Here is a 14,824-nt window from a genome sequence, read left to right on the forward strand (position 1 = left end):
GAATCGATCTTGCTCAAGGCTGAACGAGCCAAGGAACCTGCTGGACTTACAAACACATCTTAACGTCGGGATGAGCCGTAATCGCCCGATAAAGTGCGTCGATCTGAGCCTTTGACGTGGCGGTGAACGTGAGCGTCATGCCCACGAAATTGCCCTTGGCACTCGGCCGGATTTTCCAGACTGAAGCCGGCAATTCCCCCAGTTGAGCCGTCACCAATGCGCGAATTTGCGCTTCGAAGTCATCCGTTGCCGGCCCCATGATCTTGATGGGGAACTGACAGGGAAATTCGAGCAGGGTTTCCCGCTCAAGCGCCGCTTCTTCGGCTTTGACTTCCTCGTTATGCTTTTGGATTTCCAGCTCTTTATCGGTAAGAAATTCGTCCATCAGGTCTCTCGTTGTTGTTTGAGTTTTGTGAAAGCTTTCGACAGTTTCGTCCAGATTGGGCCCACTTTTCCCGTGCCGACCGGATGCGCGTTAATACGGGTGATCGGTAACAGATCGCGCGTCGAGCTGGTCATAAACACCTCGGTCGCGTCGAATAAACGATCAAAGGGAATGGGCACTTCGAGCAAAGGAATCTGGCCTTGATCCTTTACCATATCAACCAGACGGTTGCGTGTGACGCCACCGAGAATGTGCGGTCCGAGGGGTGCCGTCAGTAATTCATCGTCGATTACGGCGAACAGATTCGAGGCGGCGCCCTCAAGCGCAATCCCTTCACGCACCATGATAGCCTCTACCGCACCGGCGGCGACCGCTTGTTGTCGCGCCATGATATTCGGTAACAAATTCACGCTCTTGATATCGCACCGGCCCCAACGAAGGTCGGGCACGGTGATTGCCTTAGCTCCCTTAGTAAAAATCTCCGCACTCAGGGGCACGATAGCACTCGCGCTGGCCAGAACCGTGGGCGGCAAAGGCGGGTTGGGATAGGCATGATCACGCTTGGCTGTTGCACCACGCGTCACCTGAATATAAATCGACACATCGTCAGCACCGCACTCGGATACCAGGCGAACCAAGACGTCCATCCACTGCGCACGCGTCAGAGGGTCCTGAATGTCGATCTGATCAAGGCTTCGCGTCAATCGGTCGAGATGCGCTCCGGCACCGAACAAACGTCGATTGAATGCCGGTATGACTTCGTAAACACCGTCGCCGAAAAGAAATCCACGATCAAACGCGGATATGTTCGCTTCCTCGGGCGCAATCCAACGCCCGTTGAAGTAAACAGCCTGCATTATTTGAACCAGAGGCGGGCCGTATCAACCATGCGCTTGAAAAAACCACCTTCAGGAACCGCATTCAAGGCAACAACATTACGTTCAGCGATGAGCTTGTCACCGGATTTAACCTCCAGTTTGCCTACGGGTTGATCTACGGCCAAAGGCGCTATGAGCTTGGGGTTAATCGTCATGGATACTGAAAGATTCTTAGCCTGATCCTTGGTTACCAAAACCACCAGATCCTTGTCCAAACCGACAGGAACCTGGTCGGCCGCACCCTTGAAAACATCGGGCGTAGCCAACACTTGCTTGGCCTGACGAACAGGTACATTTTCATAGAAACGGAAGCCATAATTCAGCAGCGCTTCAGCCTCGTTGTTACGCGCATCATCACTCTCCGTGCCCAGCACTACGGCAATTAAACGCATCCCATTTTGCTGGCCGGAGGTAGCCAGGCAAAAGCCTGCCTCTTCGGTGTGTCCGGTTTTGCCGCCATCGACCCAGTTATCGCGGAACAGCAGTTTTTCACGGTTGTATTGCTTGATGCCGTTCCAAGTAAAAACTTTTTGACGGAAAAATTCGTGGTAGTAATTAGGGAAATGTTTAACCAAGGCATTAAACAACGTGCTGATATCACGCGCCGACATCACATGACCATCTGCCGGCCAACCAGTCGGATCTTCGTAGTGGGTTTTTGTCATGCCAAGCTTCTTGGCGGTTGCATTCATCAACGACACGAAACTCTGTTCGTTGCCGCCGACGTATTCGGCCAAAGCCGTCGCGGCATCGTTGCCCGATTGAACAATCATACCCATGAGCAAATTCTTCACGCTGACTTGTTTACCCACTTCAATAAACATCTTGGAGCCTTGCATTTCCCAGGCTTTCTTACTGATGGTGACCATATCATCCATGTGAATATTGCCCGACTTGAGTGCGCTGAACACAAGGTACGAGGTCATCAGCTTGGTAATACTTGCCGGAGGCACCGGTTCATCGGCATTTTTCTGGACGATGATCTGCCCTGTATTCGCATCGAGCAACACATAGGAACGAGCAGATAAAACAGGGGCGCCCGGAACCGGCATAGCAACCTGTGGCACCGGTGCTGGTAGGGAGGCAGGCTGATTGTTTTGAGGTGCAGCAGCCGTGGTTTCTGCCTGTGCGGGTACATAAAGAAATGCACTCGCAGCAAAGGCCAAGGTAGCGGCCAACAAGCGCGGCACTAAACGAGCGCGAGGCGCAGGGCGTGTATCTTGATTATTCATGTCAGTACGTTTGTTCTCTCTCATTGTTCCACTACCATTTGCGCATTATCAAAACCGATTGTTCTTAATTGATCCATGAGGCGGTCATAGTCCGCGAGCGATGCGACCGGACCCACGCGGACGCGATTCAATGCCCCGAAAGGCGTAACCGACACGGCCGTGATTCCAGCCTGCGCCAGGCGTTGCTGCACGCTGATTACATGACCCATTTCGCCGAAAGCACCAACCTGAATGAATACATCCTGCCCCCAGACGGCGTGCGGCAGGCTTGCAGCCGCCGAAATGGCTGGCGCACTGGCAACAGGCTCTGCCGGAAGCGTCGGTGCCCCAGACACGATAGTTTGCGACGTGGGGATCGGCGAATCCGGCGTGATGGATCGAACATCCACCATGGCCGTTCCCCGGCCGATCATGCCGATTTTCTTGGCCGCCGCATACGATAAATCGATGATGCGATTCGACACGAAAGGGCCACGATCGTTCACCCGCACAACCACCTGTTTGCCATTTTCCATATTCGTCACCAAGACGTAGGAAGGAATGCGCAAGGTTTTATGCGCGGCGGTCATTGCATACATGTTATAGCGTTCGCCACTGGATGTGGGCTTGCTCTGGAAATTCGGCCCGTACCATGAAGCCACGCCTTGGGCATCGTATCCGTCATTGCTGCCCAGCACATGATAAGTGCGCCCAAGCACGCTATAAGACGAGGGATTAAGGCGAGATGGCTGCGGCTCAAAACGTGGCACTGCGTTGGTTGTTGCCGCCTCACCGGGATTGACTCGGTTTACCGATGAACAACCGGACAACAACGCGGTTGCCAGCAAAACGACAACCGGCCACAAGCCATTCAGACTCAAGCGAATGTGATTCACGGAGTCGGAGCCTTCGTTTGGGTAGCCTCGACCGGATCAGAACCTGCGGCTGCCAATTCATCCCGAGCGGCCTGCACCGCCTGACTCAACTGCCAGACGGCCATCGCATACAAGGTGCTGTGGTTGTAGCGGGTAATCACATAAAAATTATTCAGGCCAACCCAGTATTCCACTTTATCGGGTCCGGTCAGCGTAAAGAGCATGACCTTTTCATCCTTCGGCAAATACAGATCTTCCGGCAACGCGACACCCAGTGAGCGCAACTCGCCAATCGTGATTTTTGGTTTGAGATCACGTCCGGTATTAAGCTTGTCCGCAACCGCGGCGGCCTGCTGCTTGTTGATGTCAATGCGGAAGCCGACCGGCCCACCCGGCGCCCAGCCGTGCTCGGCGAAATAATGCGCCACACTGGCAAACACATCCGCGTCACTGTGCCACAAATCGCAGCGGCCATCGCCATCGCCATCGACAGCCAAATCAAGATAACTCGACGGGATGAACTGGGGCATACCCATCGCACCGGCGTAACTTCCAAGTGCGGTATTCAGATCGATGCCTTCTTTGGCTGCCAATGTGAAAAAGTCGGCAAGCTGTCCACGGAAGAAAGCGCCGCGCTTGGGATAATCGAAGCCGAGCGTCGCCAATGCATCGATGACGCGGTAGGTGCCCATACGCTGACCGTAAAAGGTTTCAACACCCACAATCGCCACAATGATGGCAGGAGATACACGGTATTTTTTACTGATTGCCTCCAATTCCGCGGCGTGCTCGTTCCAGAAGGCCACACCGGCGGCTATCCGCTTGGGCGCAATGAAAATCGGCCGATACTGAGCCCAGGTCTTGGACTCGGCAGGACGATTCATCGCATCAACGATACTTTGCTGATATTTCGCCGCATCCAACCACTGCTGGATTTCCGCTTGGGGCAGACCCGTTTTTTGCGCGGCTTCATGCGCAAATTCACGCACATCGGGGCGCGCTGCATAATTCCCCGGCGGCTCCGCTCCTTCATCAACGGCAAAAGCAGGCAGGCAAATAGCACTCAAGCCCAAGGTAATCGACGACAGAAGCATGCTCAGCCACTTTTTGCCTCGAAGTGAATATTTTTTCATCTCAGAATTTTTCAACGCGCGCTTACTCATCGTTCATGCCCCAAAAAACTCCGTTGCGTTCGAATACTCATCAGCATACCCAAGGCGACCATGATGGTCACCAGTGCTGTGCCACCATAACTCATCAGGGGGAGCGGCACCCCAACCACCGGCAAAATGCCAATCACCATACCCGCATTGACAAAAACATAAACCAGGAAGGTCATGGAAATGGCAGCAGCCAGCATTCGACCGGCGGTGGATTCCGCATAGGCGGCCACATAAAGTCCACGCCAGATGACAGCCAGATACAGACTAAAAAGCAGAATCAACCCCATCAAACCGAACTCTTCCGCATAAACGGCAAGGATGAAATCAGTGGTACCCTCGGGCAGAAAATTCAAATGCGATTGGGTGCCTTGCAACCAGCCCATACCCCAGATGCCGCCCGACCCAATCGCAATCATCGATTGGATGGTGTGATACCCCGCCCCAAGTGGATCGGCCATCGGGTTGAACAGCGTCAGCACACGTTCCTTTTGATAGTCGTGCATCACGTAAAACCACATTAATGGTGCCGCAGCGGATATCGCCAGAACAAAACCCAGCACATACCACCAGGACAACCCAGCAAAAAACAGGACGAACAGCCCGGCCGTCATGACCAGGATGGCGGTACCCAGATCGGGCTGCATCACAATCAAGGCGGTGGGCACCGCCACCAGAATGAGCGCAACCACCACGTCAAGAAACCTTGGAGGAAGTGGTCGCCGAGCCAGAAACCAGGCCAGCATCATCGGCATGCCAAGTTTCAGAATTTCTGCGGGTTGGAAGCGAATGAAGCCCAAATCCAACCAACGTTGCGCTCCTTTCCCGACATCACCGAACAAGTGCACGGCTACCAGCAGCAAGACAACAAACCCGAACAACCAAGGCGCAATGGCAAAAAAGAAACGTTGCGGAACCTGAGCGATGGCGAGCATCAGCAAAAAGGCGAGCGCAAAGCGGAATGCACTTTTCTCAACCCAGACCACGCTCTGGTCGGAGGCGGAATAACCTGCCACCAAGCCGATCGCGGCAATCAACATCAGAAAAAAAAGCAGCACCGGGTCGTAATTGATACGCCTGACCAAAGAAAGAAGCCCGAGGAAGAACCACTGCGCGCCTTCATGCTTACCGAAATCACTGCTTCGGTTCAAACGATCGAGCACGGGCTCTCGCCGCGAAATGCCTGCTTTTGACCGCTCAGTCGCCATGTTTCACGAACTCCATCTTCACTGTCTTTTTGGGTTCGAACCCGAGGTAATAGTCCATCACGCGTCGGGCCACAGGAGCAGCCGTCCCCGAGCCGCTTCCCCCATGCTCGGCCAGCACTGCCACTGCGATCTTAGGATCGTCATACGGTGCAAACCCGATGAATACAGCATGATCGTGGAGTTTCTTCGCCAGATCCTTGGCGTTATAGCTCGCATTTTGCGCTACGGTGAAAACCTGGGCGGTGCCCGTTTTTCCGGCAATAAGATACGGGGCAGCTATCCTTCTTGCCGTGCCGTGCGGACTGTTGATGACATCAAACATACCGTGGCGCACGTCATTCCAGAAGCTTTGACTCTTGAGCTCTATGCTGGGCTCTTTGTCTTCATTGCTAGCCACCAACCAAGGGCGATAACGCTTTCCGGATTCGGCAAGAATCGATGTGGTTTGCGCCAATTGCAATACCGTGGTCAGCATATACCCCTGCCCGATACCCGCAATAACCGTCTCGCCGGGATACCAGGGTAAATTCTTGGTTTTCCGCTTCCACTTGGGCGATGGCACCAGACCAGACGACTCACCGGGCAGATCAATCCCGGTTTTTCGCCCCAAACCGAACTCAGTCAAGAACGTATGCATAGGATCGATGCCCATGCGATAGGCCAGATCATAGAAATACACGTCACAAGACTGCGTGATGGCTTGATCCAGATCAACCCAGCCGTGTCCCCATTTGCGCCAGTCACGATAGTGGTGTTTGTCACCGGGAATCTGGAAATACGGACCGGCGAAGAATTTCTTGTTCGGGTCGAGGAAACCATATTGCAAGCCCGCCAAGGCCATGACGGGCTTGATGGTCGAACCCGGTGGGTAGGTAGCCGTGATGGCCCGATCAAACAAGGGGCGCTCAGGATCGTTCAGCAGCGTCTGATAGTTCTTGTGACTGATGCCATCGACAAACAGGTTGGGATCAAAACTCGGCCGTGACACCATCGCCTTGATCGCGCCCGTCGCCGGGTCTTGCGCCACCACGGCACCACTGTACGAACCGAGTGCCGCCGCCGCGATACCCTGTAATGGCACATCCAGCGTGAGGTGGATATCTTTACCTGCAACCGGTGGTACAACTTTGAGCACCTTGACGACACGCCCCACGGCATCAACTTCAACTGTCTTGAAACCGGGCTTGCCGTGCAAGTCATCTTCGTATTCACGCTCGATGCCGGACTTGCCGATGTATTGCGTCCCCTGATACAAGTCTGCATTGATTCGTTTGAGATCGGCCACGTTGATTCGACCAACGTAGCCGACCACATGAGCCAAAAGCTGCCGGTAGGGATAAACCCGCTTTAAGCTGGATTCCACGGAGACACCGGCCAACCAAGGTTGCAACTGGGCCAGCTTGGCCATTTCCACGGCTGTCAGATCCGACTTGACCAGAATCGGATCGAATGAACGACCGAATTTGATCCGTTCTTTCAGATCGTGCAACGTGTCGTCATCGAGCTTAAGCACCTGCTGCAGCATCGAGAGTTCACGTTTGAGATCAACCGTATCTTCAGGAACGATTTGCGCCTGATACGTAGCCACATTGTCGGCCACAACGCGGCCGCCATCGTCAAAAATGCGACCCCGCTCAGGCGGGATCACCAATGTTCGTGTGCGGTTGTTTTCCGCCATCTCGGAAAAATGGGCATGACGATCCACCTGCAAAAAGGCGGCTCGCCACAACAGAACAGTAAACACCAATAAAGCAATCAGTGCCGCCAAGAACACTCGGCGACGAAAAATCTGTCGACTGAAATGCTTGTCGTTCAGGCGGCGATCATGGGCACGATTCAGATGTGCATCACGAATAGCTTCTCGAATACTCATGCCATTCGAGCCCGAAATTCTAATGAACAGGGCTCAAATGAAAACGTTCTGTTCACGCCCACACCGCGGAATCAAGCCTTCTGATGGCGAGCGATGGACGCTTCGATTTCCGCACAGGCCGCCGCCTTATCGGCCCAGCCATCAACGCGCACCCATTTACCGGATTCAAGCGCTTTGTATTGCTCGAAGAAATGCTTGATCTGTGCCAGCAGCAAGGCGGGCAAATCAGTGGCTTCTTTGATCTCGTCGTACAGTGGAGACAATTTGCCGTGTGGCACGGCGATGATCTTGGCGTCCACACCGGATTCGTCTGTCATCTTGAGCATGCCCACAGGCCGCGCGCGAATGACAGAGCCGGGCATCAATGGGGTGGGCGTGACCACCAACACATCCACCGGGTCACCATCTTCAGATAAGGTGTTGGGAACAAAGCCGTAGTTGGCCGGATAGAACATGGCGGTCGCCATGAAGCGATCGACCAATAAAGCACCCGATTCCTTGTCGACCTCATACTTGATCGGCGCACCTTGGGCAGGAATTTCAATGACGACAAAAATATCTTCCGGTGCCGCTTTACCGGCAGGAATCTTGGCTAAATCCATGGTTTTCTCCTAAAAATTGTGAACAGGACATAATGAAAAAGAAGGCACTCGGGTGATCAACTGACAATCTCAATACCGCGAGAAGCTAAAGTTTGCGTATTATACGGACTTTATTTTGGTCGCGCCGGTTCCGCCGACGTGTCATCACTTTTTGATGTTTTCTGGGAATATTAGTTCATGCGCATCGTTCTACTTGGGGCGCCGGGCTCCGGCAAAGGCACACAGGCCAAAAAACTGGTCGACCACTACGGCGTGGTGCAAATTTCAACCGGGGATTTGCTTCGTGCGGCCGTCAGCGCCGGAACAGCATTGGGGCTAACCGCGAAGGCAGCCATGGATGCGGGGCAGTTGGTCAGTGACGATATTGTTCTGGCCATGATCAAGGAGCGACTCGACCAAGCCGATACCAAGCGCGGTTATATTCTCGATGGATTTCCACGAAACATCGCACAAGCCCAAGCGCTGGACGTATTGCTCGGTGAAGTCAACCAACCGCTGCAAGCCGCGATTGTGCTGGATGTTCCCTTTGAAGACTTAATGCAACGCCTTACGGGTCGGCAAACATGCAAGCAATGTGGTGCGGTGTTCAACATTTACACACACCCAAGTGCTCAGCCAGGCATCTGTGATGTGTGCGGTGGTGAGTTGATACAGCGTTCGGACGATAACGAAGCAACCGTTGAGAAGCGCCTCAAGGTCTTCGAAGAACAAACCGCTCCGCTGATTGCGTTCTACGAGAAACAGAACAAACTGGCTCGAATCGATGGCACGCAACCCATTGACGACATTACCGAAGGATTCCACGACGTTCTGGCGCGCATGGCCACATAGCAGGATCAAGGTTCAGGATGCACCCAATCATATCTCGCGCCCGCACTGTGCGGCGCACGAATCCAAGACGGCTAGCCCTTTCGTTGGCTGTTTCTTGCATCCTTGCCTCAGGAATTTTCTCTACGGGTGCACGAGCTGAGGGCATCGGCAGCGGGGGCCAAGAAACCAATCAGGATACCAATAACGAATCATGTCGTTTATGTCCGCCATTCGGCCCGGATCGTCCCCCGCTCCGGACTCAACCGCTTGGCACGCCCACCAAGGCAACCGCAGATCATGCTCAGTTCGAACAGAACGGTACGATTCAACTCAAGGGTGATGCGCGCATTGTGCGGCCAGCCGACCGCATCACCGGCAACCAACTCACATATCAAAAAAAGCCGGTGGAACGCATCACGGGCACAGGCCATCTCTGGTACGAAACGCCGGATTTCACCCTCAATGCCGATCATGGCTGGATCGAACCGCAGTTGCATCAGGGCGAATTGAACGACACGCGTTACTGGCTCAACAGCCGCCGAGCATCGGGCAGCGCAAGCCGGGTCGAGCAGCACAGCGAATCAACCTACCAGCTGTTCACGGCCGACTACTCCACCTGCCCGGAAGCGACGCGGGCCTGGGATATTTCGGCAAAACAAATCGACCTTGACCGCGCGTCTGGCCGTGGTCAAGCCTATGACGCCGTTCTGCACGCGGGCGGCGTCCCGGTCTTCTATTTCCCGTACTTCGACTTCCCGATCGATAATCGTCGTCAAAGCGGCCTGCTCTACCCAACCTTTGGCAGCAGCACCTCAGGTGGTTTTGAATACGTACAACCGTATTACTGGAATATCGCGCCGAACATGGACGCGACGATTTCACCCCATATATTCACGCGCCGCGGGCTGGGGCTGGATACGGAATTCCGTTACCTCCACCGCTTCGGCCAAACGGGTGCAGGTTACGATCAGGTCAACCTGTTCTGGCTTCCGCACGACCGGGTTTATGGTGAAAAGCGATGGGCGTTGACACTCAAAGATCGAGCACAGGTCACGCCGAATCTCTCCTACGCCCTGAACGTCAATCGAGTATCCGATCAGCAGTTTTTCCGTGATTTCTCAACCAATCTCAATCAGGCCACCACCGATTATCTGCCGACTCAGTTCAATCTGAATGCCACAACGGGTGGTTGGTCGCTTGGTCTGATGGCACTGCAATATCAGACCGTGAACCCGTTGATTCCCCAGTCGGCCTATCCCTACCGGATCATGCCCAGAATCACGGCCAGCAGAAATTTTGATTTGGGCTTGGCCGATCTATCGCTGGTTGCTGATGCCACGCGGTTCTCAAATCCTTATTCCAGTGCCACCACCGGCCAACGGTTGCATGTCGCGCCATCGCTGTACCATGAGTTCCGCGACAGTTGGTATGAAATCACACCGAAACTGACACTTGATGCCACGACCTATCAGTTGACGCGCGGCTTGAGCGATCCTCTGTATCTGGCGAGCGATCCGCAAGAACACCCCACACGTGTCGTACCGATCACCAGTCTGGATTCCAAACTGTTTTTTGAGCGAAGTTACGGTGAGACGGGCCGCTATCGCGCACAACTCGAACCCAGACTCTATTATCTGAATGTGCCCTATCGCGACCAGACGAACATCCCCTTGTTCGACACCGGCCTGACCAACTTGAGCTACAGCCAATTATTTACCGCCAATCGGTTCAGTGGCGGTGATCGCATCAGTGATGCCAATGCTCTGACATACGGCGTGAGCTGGTCGCTTATCGATACGGTGCAGGGCACCGAGCCATTGAGCTTGCGGATTGCGCAGCGGTACAATTTCAGGGAAAGCCGCGTCATTCCGACCGTCGATAAAGGCGGCTCTACCGTGGTGGCCGAAGCTTATTCCGACATTAACAAGCACTGGAACGGCTCGTTTACAGCCGAATACGACAGTGACAGCGGCCACATCGGACGCACGCAAACTCGCTTGGGGTACCGTGCCGACCAAGGCAGCGTGGCCAACGTCAGTTATTTCACTAAGCCGCAGGACACCACGCAGGCCTACCGACAGGGCGATGTTTCGTTTGCCTGGCAGACCAGCCTCCACTGGCAGGTTCTTGGGCGCCTGGGTTACGATTTCAACCAGAACAAGGTGGTGCAATCGCTGCTCGGCGTGGGTTACGATTCCTGCTGCTGGGCCGCTCGGGTCGCTTTGAAACGATATGTTGTCAATCCGGATACCTTCGGCACAACGGCTACGCCAAAATATTCCAATGCGATCTTGTTTGAGGTCGAACTCAAAGGGCTCGGCAGTTTTGGTCAGAAGAACAGGTTCCAGCAGGAAATTCTCGGTTATGATCAATAAACTTATCAAAGCCAGGCATCATCACTGCTTCTCGATTACCGGCCTTGCCGCCGCATTGCGGGCCAAGCATTGATCATCCACACACCATTCTAGATTCAGGAACACCGGAATTTTTATGACCACATCGCCACGTTCGTCTTTTCTGCTCCATATTTTTGCTCGTCTAACGCCCGCCTGGCTGGCTCTGGCTGCCGGGCTCTCTTTTGGCGTCGTGTTCAGCACACCCACCATTGCAGCAGACCTCACGCCTGCCGCTGGTGAACAGATGTTCGATCGAATCGTGGCCGTGGTGAACCAGAGCGTCATCACGCAGCGGCAGTTGAATGACCGCATCCAACAAGTATCCAGCCAGATCAATATCCAGGCACTGAGCCCTTCTGATTTCAAACAACTCGAAGAGCGCGTTCTTGATCGCATGATCACCGAAGAAGTCGAACTGCAACGGGCCAAACAAATCGGCATTACGGTGGACGAACAGCGACTGGACAGCGCACTCGATGGAATTGCACAGCGCAACGGCATGAGCCTCGATCAATTACAGCAGGCAGTCACGCGTCAAGGCGAAGACTGGAACGCCTACCGCGATAACATTCGCAAACAGATCATCATCGACGAACTCAAGCGACGTGAAGTCTATGAACGCGTGGACATTACCGACCGGGATATCGACGAGTATCTCAAGCAATACATGGGCGCGGATACCGACACGACGGAATACCATCTTGCCCAGATTCTGATCAGCGTGCCTGAAAATGCCACGCCATCACAGGTGGAAAATGCCAAAAAACGAGCGGATGACGTTATGGCTGCACTCAAGGCAGGTCAGGATTTCGCCAAGGTTTCGGCAGAACGGTCCGACGCCCCCGATGCGACCAAAGGCGGCGATTTGGGCTGGCGTGATATGTCGCGGATTCCCGGCTTGTTTACGGACACGGTCAAAAGTCTCAAAACAGGTGAAATCAGTGGTCTGATTCGCAGCCCCAATGGCTTCCATATCCTCAAGCTGCTAGGCGAACGCAAGCGCACCGCTGGAAACACACAACTTACGGAATATGAAGCCGAACATGTCCTGATTCAGGTCAATGGCAAGCGCGATGCCACGGCAGCCAAGGCCCAAGCGGAAAAACTTCGCCAGGAAATTATCAGTGGTAAAGCAACATTCGCCGAAATTGCCAGCAAATACTCCGACGACAAAGGTTCAGCGCAGCAAGGCGGCCTGTTGGGCTGGGTCAACCCGTCCGACATGGTGCCCGAATTTGCCACCATGCTCGAACAGACGCCTGTCGGCAAAATCAGCCCGGTATTCCAAACGCAGTTCGGTTTTCATTTCCTTGAGGTGTTGAAAACACGCGAGGTACAGGTGCCCACAGATAAACTCAGAGCGCAGGCCCGCCAGGCAATCGGCCAGCGTCGTGCGGATGAAGATCTGGTCAATTACATTCGCCGTCTGCGTGCCGAAGCCTACATCGACAATCGTCTTACCGGCACCATCAACGACTCAGAAACGGAATGACACCCGGGTCGATGGCCGCAGGAGTGTCTGTGCCGCGACTGGCGATCACCAGTGGCGAACCGGCAGGCATCGGCCCCGATCTATTGTTGGTGCTTGGTGCACGGGAGTCCGATGGAGCCGATTTTCTCGCCAAGCTCCCTGTCGAACTGGTTATCCTGGGTGATCGCGGTGTGTTCGACGAACGCGCCAAATTGCTCGGATTGACCTACGACTGGCCGGATCACGACGCCGAGGCGCCGAGCGAGGCAGGCACGATCCGCTTTCTTAATCTGCCAACCAGTCAACCGGTGCAAGCCGGACGTCTCGCCCCCCGTAACGCGATGCATGTTCTGGCATTGCTTGATCGGGCCGCGGATGGTTGCACTGCCGGCGAATTTATCGGCATGGTGACCGCTCCGGTGCACAAGGGCGTCATCAACGATGCGGGCATTGCCTTCTCCGGTCATACCGAATACCTCGCCGATCGCGTGGGCGGTCATCCGGTGATGATGCTGACCGCGCTCAACGACACCGCACATCCGCTCAGGGTCGCGCTGGCAACAACGCATCTTCCGCTTGCGGACGTGCCCGGCGCGATCAGCCAACAGCTCATCACCGAGGTACTCGATATTCTCAACCGTGACCTGTGCTCTTGGTTGGGCAAACCGAGGCCACGCATCCTCGTCTGCGGCTTGAATCCGCACGCAGGCGAATCCGGTCATCTTGGACGCGAAGAAATCGACGTTATTGGCCCTGCGCTAGAACAGGCCCGCGAATCCGGCATCAACGCCATCGGGCCACTCCCGGCCGACACCCTGTTTACACCACAACACCTCAACCACGCCGATGCCATTCTGGCCATGTATCACGATCAAGGGTTGCCCGTGTTGAAATTTGCCGGATTTGGCGAGGCGGTAAACATCACTCTGGGCTTGCCGATCATCCGCACCTCGGTTGATCATGGCACGGCGCTGAATATCGCTGGTTCCGGCAAGGCCGAGGGCGGCTCGCTGCGTGCTGCGATACTTTGTGCCCTGTCGCGGGCAGGATTATCGGCCTGATGAGCGATACCTCCGGCATTTTGGATGGACACCGCGCCCGCAAGCGCTTCGGCCAGAACTTTCTGACCGATGAAGCTGTTATCGCGCGCATCGTTTCTGCCATTGCACCCAAGGCTGATGATCGCCTGGTTGAAATCGGACCGGGACTCGGCGCCCTGACCTGTCAGTTGATCCAGCCGCTGACCCACCTTACCGTGGTTGAGCTCGATCGAGACATCATCCCGAAACTTTTAGCCCGCTGTAGCAAGCAAAAAACCGCCCATGATCAATCATCACAGAGCAAGCTCACCGTTCTGGAACAAGACGCACTTACCCTCAATCTCGAGCCACTCGCTTGCGAAGGCCCGCTACGCATTGCGGGTAACTTGCCGTACAACATTGCCACGCCATTGATTTTTCACTTACTTGAACAGTCGAAACACATTATCGACATGACCTTCATGCTGCAAAAGGAAGTGGTCGATCGTTTAGCCGCCCACCCCGGCAACCGGGACTATGGTCGTCTTTCGCTCATGGTGCAGGCGGTGGCCGAAGTCGAATCACTTTTCGTCGTCCCGCCCACAGCGTTCAATCCGCCGCCAAAGGTCGATTCCGCGATCGTCCGACTTGTGCCAAGAACGCACCCCCTCGTTCCGGATGACCTGAAAGCATTGTTCGGGGAGTTGGTCAGCCTCGCTTTTGCTCATCGGCGAAAAACGCTGCAAAATAACTTGAAACATCGCCTGCCCACGTCAACAATCGTTCTAGCGGGGATTGACCCCGGCACCCGGGCGGAACAAGTCAGTCTTGATGAGTTCATTACACTGGCCCGTCTCGTAAAGGAACAGGCATCGGACTCACCCAACCCGGGGAAATAAACCGATCACTTTTAGGCCCTATGCACGGACTGAACTC

At 54.7% G+C, this 14,824-nt stretch carries 13 protein-coding genes; 5 read left to right on the plus strand and 8 right to left on the minus strand.

The genetic code is table 11. The features are described 5' to 3' along the window. Positions 1–46: 46 nt before the first annotated feature. The 8 genes from HNEAP_RS06350 to ppa all read right to left on the minus strand — a co-directional run bounded on the left by HNEAP_RS06350 (position 47) and on the right by ppa (position 8,192). Positions 47–385: a YbeD family protein gene (locus HNEAP_RS06350; RefSeq protein WP_012824135.1), complete on the minus strand. Its 339-nt coding sequence runs from the start codon at positions 383–385 to the stop codon at positions 47–49. Continuing rightward, entirely contained in the window at positions 385–1,242 is an 858-nt protein-coding gene (locus HNEAP_RS06355; protein WP_012824136.1) for an aminotransferase class IV, read from the minus strand. The genes HNEAP_RS06350 and HNEAP_RS06355 overlap by 1 nt, the downstream gene beginning before the upstream one ends. Then, positions 1,242–2,495 (minus strand): D-alanyl-D-alanine carboxypeptidase family protein, encoded by a 1,254-nt coding sequence (locus tag HNEAP_RS06360; RefSeq protein ID WP_166635988.1) that lies wholly within the window; start codon positions 2,493–2,495, stop codon positions 1,242–1,244. Before HNEAP_RS06360 ends, HNEAP_RS06355 begins: the two co-directional genes overlap by 1 nt. A gap of 20 nt (positions 2,496–2,515) precedes the next feature. Beyond that, a complete protein-coding gene (locus tag HNEAP_RS06365; RefSeq protein ID WP_012824138.1) occupies positions 2,516–3,370 on the minus strand; it encodes a septal ring lytic transglycosylase RlpA family protein in 855 nt (284 codons plus the stop codon). After that, positions 3,367–4,443 carry a lytic murein transglycosylase B gene (gene mltB / locus HNEAP_RS06370; RefSeq protein ID WP_166635989.1) on the minus strand — a complete coding sequence of 359 codons (1,077 nt, stop codon included), beginning with the start codon at positions 4,441–4,443 and terminating at the stop codon, positions 3,367–3,369. The genes HNEAP_RS06365 and mltB overlap by 4 nt, the downstream gene beginning before the upstream one ends. 65 nt (positions 4,444–4,508) lie before the next feature. Then, the gene (rodA, locus tag HNEAP_RS06375) at positions 4,509–5,717 is read right to left on the minus strand and encodes a rod shape-determining protein RodA (RefSeq protein WP_012824140.1); all 1,209 of its coding nucleotides are present in this window, start codon (positions 5,715–5,717) and stop codon (positions 4,509–4,511) included. After that, a complete protein-coding gene (gene mrdA, locus HNEAP_RS06380; protein ID WP_012824141.1) occupies positions 5,707–7,590 on the minus strand; it encodes a penicillin-binding protein 2 in 1,884 nt (627 codons plus the stop codon). The genes rodA and mrdA overlap by 11 nt, the downstream gene beginning before the upstream one ends. A 71-nt stretch (positions 7,591–7,661) precedes the next feature. Next, positions 7,662–8,192 (minus strand): inorganic diphosphatase, encoded by a 531-nt coding sequence (gene ppa / locus HNEAP_RS06385; RefSeq protein WP_012824142.1) that lies wholly within the window; start codon positions 8,190–8,192, stop codon positions 7,662–7,664. Between the two features lie 177 nt (positions 8,193–8,369). Here ppa and HNEAP_RS06390 point away from each other — a divergent pair, with 177 nt between their 5' ends. The 5 genes from HNEAP_RS06390 to rsmA all read left to right on the plus strand — a co-directional run bounded on the left by HNEAP_RS06390 (position 8,370) and on the right by rsmA (position 14,787). Further along, entirely contained in the window at positions 8,370–9,023 is a 654-nt protein-coding gene (locus HNEAP_RS06390) for an adenylate kinase (RefSeq protein WP_012824143.1), read from the plus strand. Positions 9,024–9,040: 17 nt separating this feature from the next. Continuing rightward, positions 9,041–11,377, plus strand: coding sequence for an LPS-assembly protein LptD (locus tag HNEAP_RS06395; protein WP_012824144.1), 2,337 nt, complete (start codon positions 9,041–9,043; stop codon positions 11,375–11,377). A gap of 115 nt (positions 11,378–11,492) precedes the next feature. Then, positions 11,493–12,890, plus strand: a complete 1,398-nt coding sequence (locus HNEAP_RS06400) for a peptidylprolyl isomerase (RefSeq protein WP_012824145.1) — start codon at positions 11,493–11,495, stop codon at positions 12,888–12,890. Positions 12,891–12,901: 11 nt separating this feature from the next. After that, a complete protein-coding gene (gene pdxA / locus HNEAP_RS06405) occupies positions 12,902–13,930 on the plus strand; it encodes a 4-hydroxythreonine-4-phosphate dehydrogenase PdxA (RefSeq protein ID WP_041600387.1) in 1,029 nt (342 codons plus the stop codon). Then, on the plus strand, positions 13,930–14,787 hold the full coding sequence (gene rsmA, locus HNEAP_RS06410; protein ID WP_012824147.1) for a 16S rRNA (adenine(1518)-N(6)/adenine(1519)-N(6))-dimethyltransferase RsmA: 858 nt from the start codon (positions 13,930–13,932) through the stop codon (positions 14,785–14,787). The genes pdxA and rsmA overlap by 1 nt, the downstream gene beginning before the upstream one ends. The last annotated feature ends 37 nt before the right edge of the window (positions 14,788–14,824 follow it).

The organism is Halothiobacillus neapolitanus c2, from assembly GCF_000024765.1.
Taxonomy (GTDB): Bacteria; Pseudomonadota; Gammaproteobacteria; order Halothiobacillales; family Halothiobacillaceae; genus Halothiobacillus; species Halothiobacillus neapolitanus.

What these genes read in the sequence shown, in the direction of transcription:
- HNEAP_RS06350 (WP_012824135.1), bottom strand. Translation starts at nt 385, where the DNA reads ATGGACGAATTTCTTACCGATAAAGAGCTGGAAATCCAAAAGCATAAC.
- HNEAP_RS06355 (WP_012824136.1), bottom strand. Translation starts at nt 1,242, where the DNA reads ATGCAGGCTGTTTACTTCAACGGGCGTTGGATTGCGCCCGAGGAAGCG.
- HNEAP_RS06360 (WP_166635988.1), bottom strand. Translation starts at nt 2,495, where the DNA reads ATGAATAATCAAGATACACGCCCTGCGCCTCGCGCTCGTTTAGTGCCG.
- mltB (WP_166635989.1), bottom strand. Translation starts at nt 4,443, where the DNA reads ATGCTTCTGTCGTCGATTACCTTGGGCTTGAGTGCTATTTGCCTGCCT.
- rodA (WP_012824140.1), bottom strand. Translation starts at nt 5,717, where the DNA reads ATGGCGACTGAGCGGTCAAAAGCAGGCATTTCGCGGCGAGAGCCCGTG.
- mrdA (WP_012824141.1), bottom strand. Translation starts at nt 7,590, where the DNA reads ATGAGTATTCGAGAAGCTATTCGTGATGCACATCTGAATCGTGCCCAT.
- ppa (WP_012824142.1), bottom strand. Translation starts at nt 8,192, where the DNA reads ATGGATTTAGCCAAGATTCCTGCCGGTAAAGCGGCACCGGAAGATATT.
- HNEAP_RS06390 (WP_012824143.1), top strand. Translation starts at nt 8,370, where the DNA reads ATGCGCATCGTTCTACTTGGGGCGCCGGGCTCCGGCAAAGGCACACAG.
- HNEAP_RS06395 (WP_012824144.1), top strand. Translation starts at nt 9,041, where the DNA reads ATGCACCCAATCATATCTCGCGCCCGCACTGTGCGGCGCACGAATCCA.
- HNEAP_RS06400 (WP_012824145.1), top strand. Translation starts at nt 11,493, where the DNA reads ATGACCACATCGCCACGTTCGTCTTTTCTGCTCCATATTTTTGCTCGT.
- pdxA (WP_041600387.1), top strand. Translation starts at nt 12,902, where the DNA reads ATGGCCGCAGGAGTGTCTGTGCCGCGACTGGCGATCACCAGTGGCGAA.
- rsmA (WP_012824147.1), top strand. Translation starts at nt 13,930, where the DNA reads ATGAGCGATACCTCCGGCATTTTGGATGGACACCGCGCCCGCAAGCGC.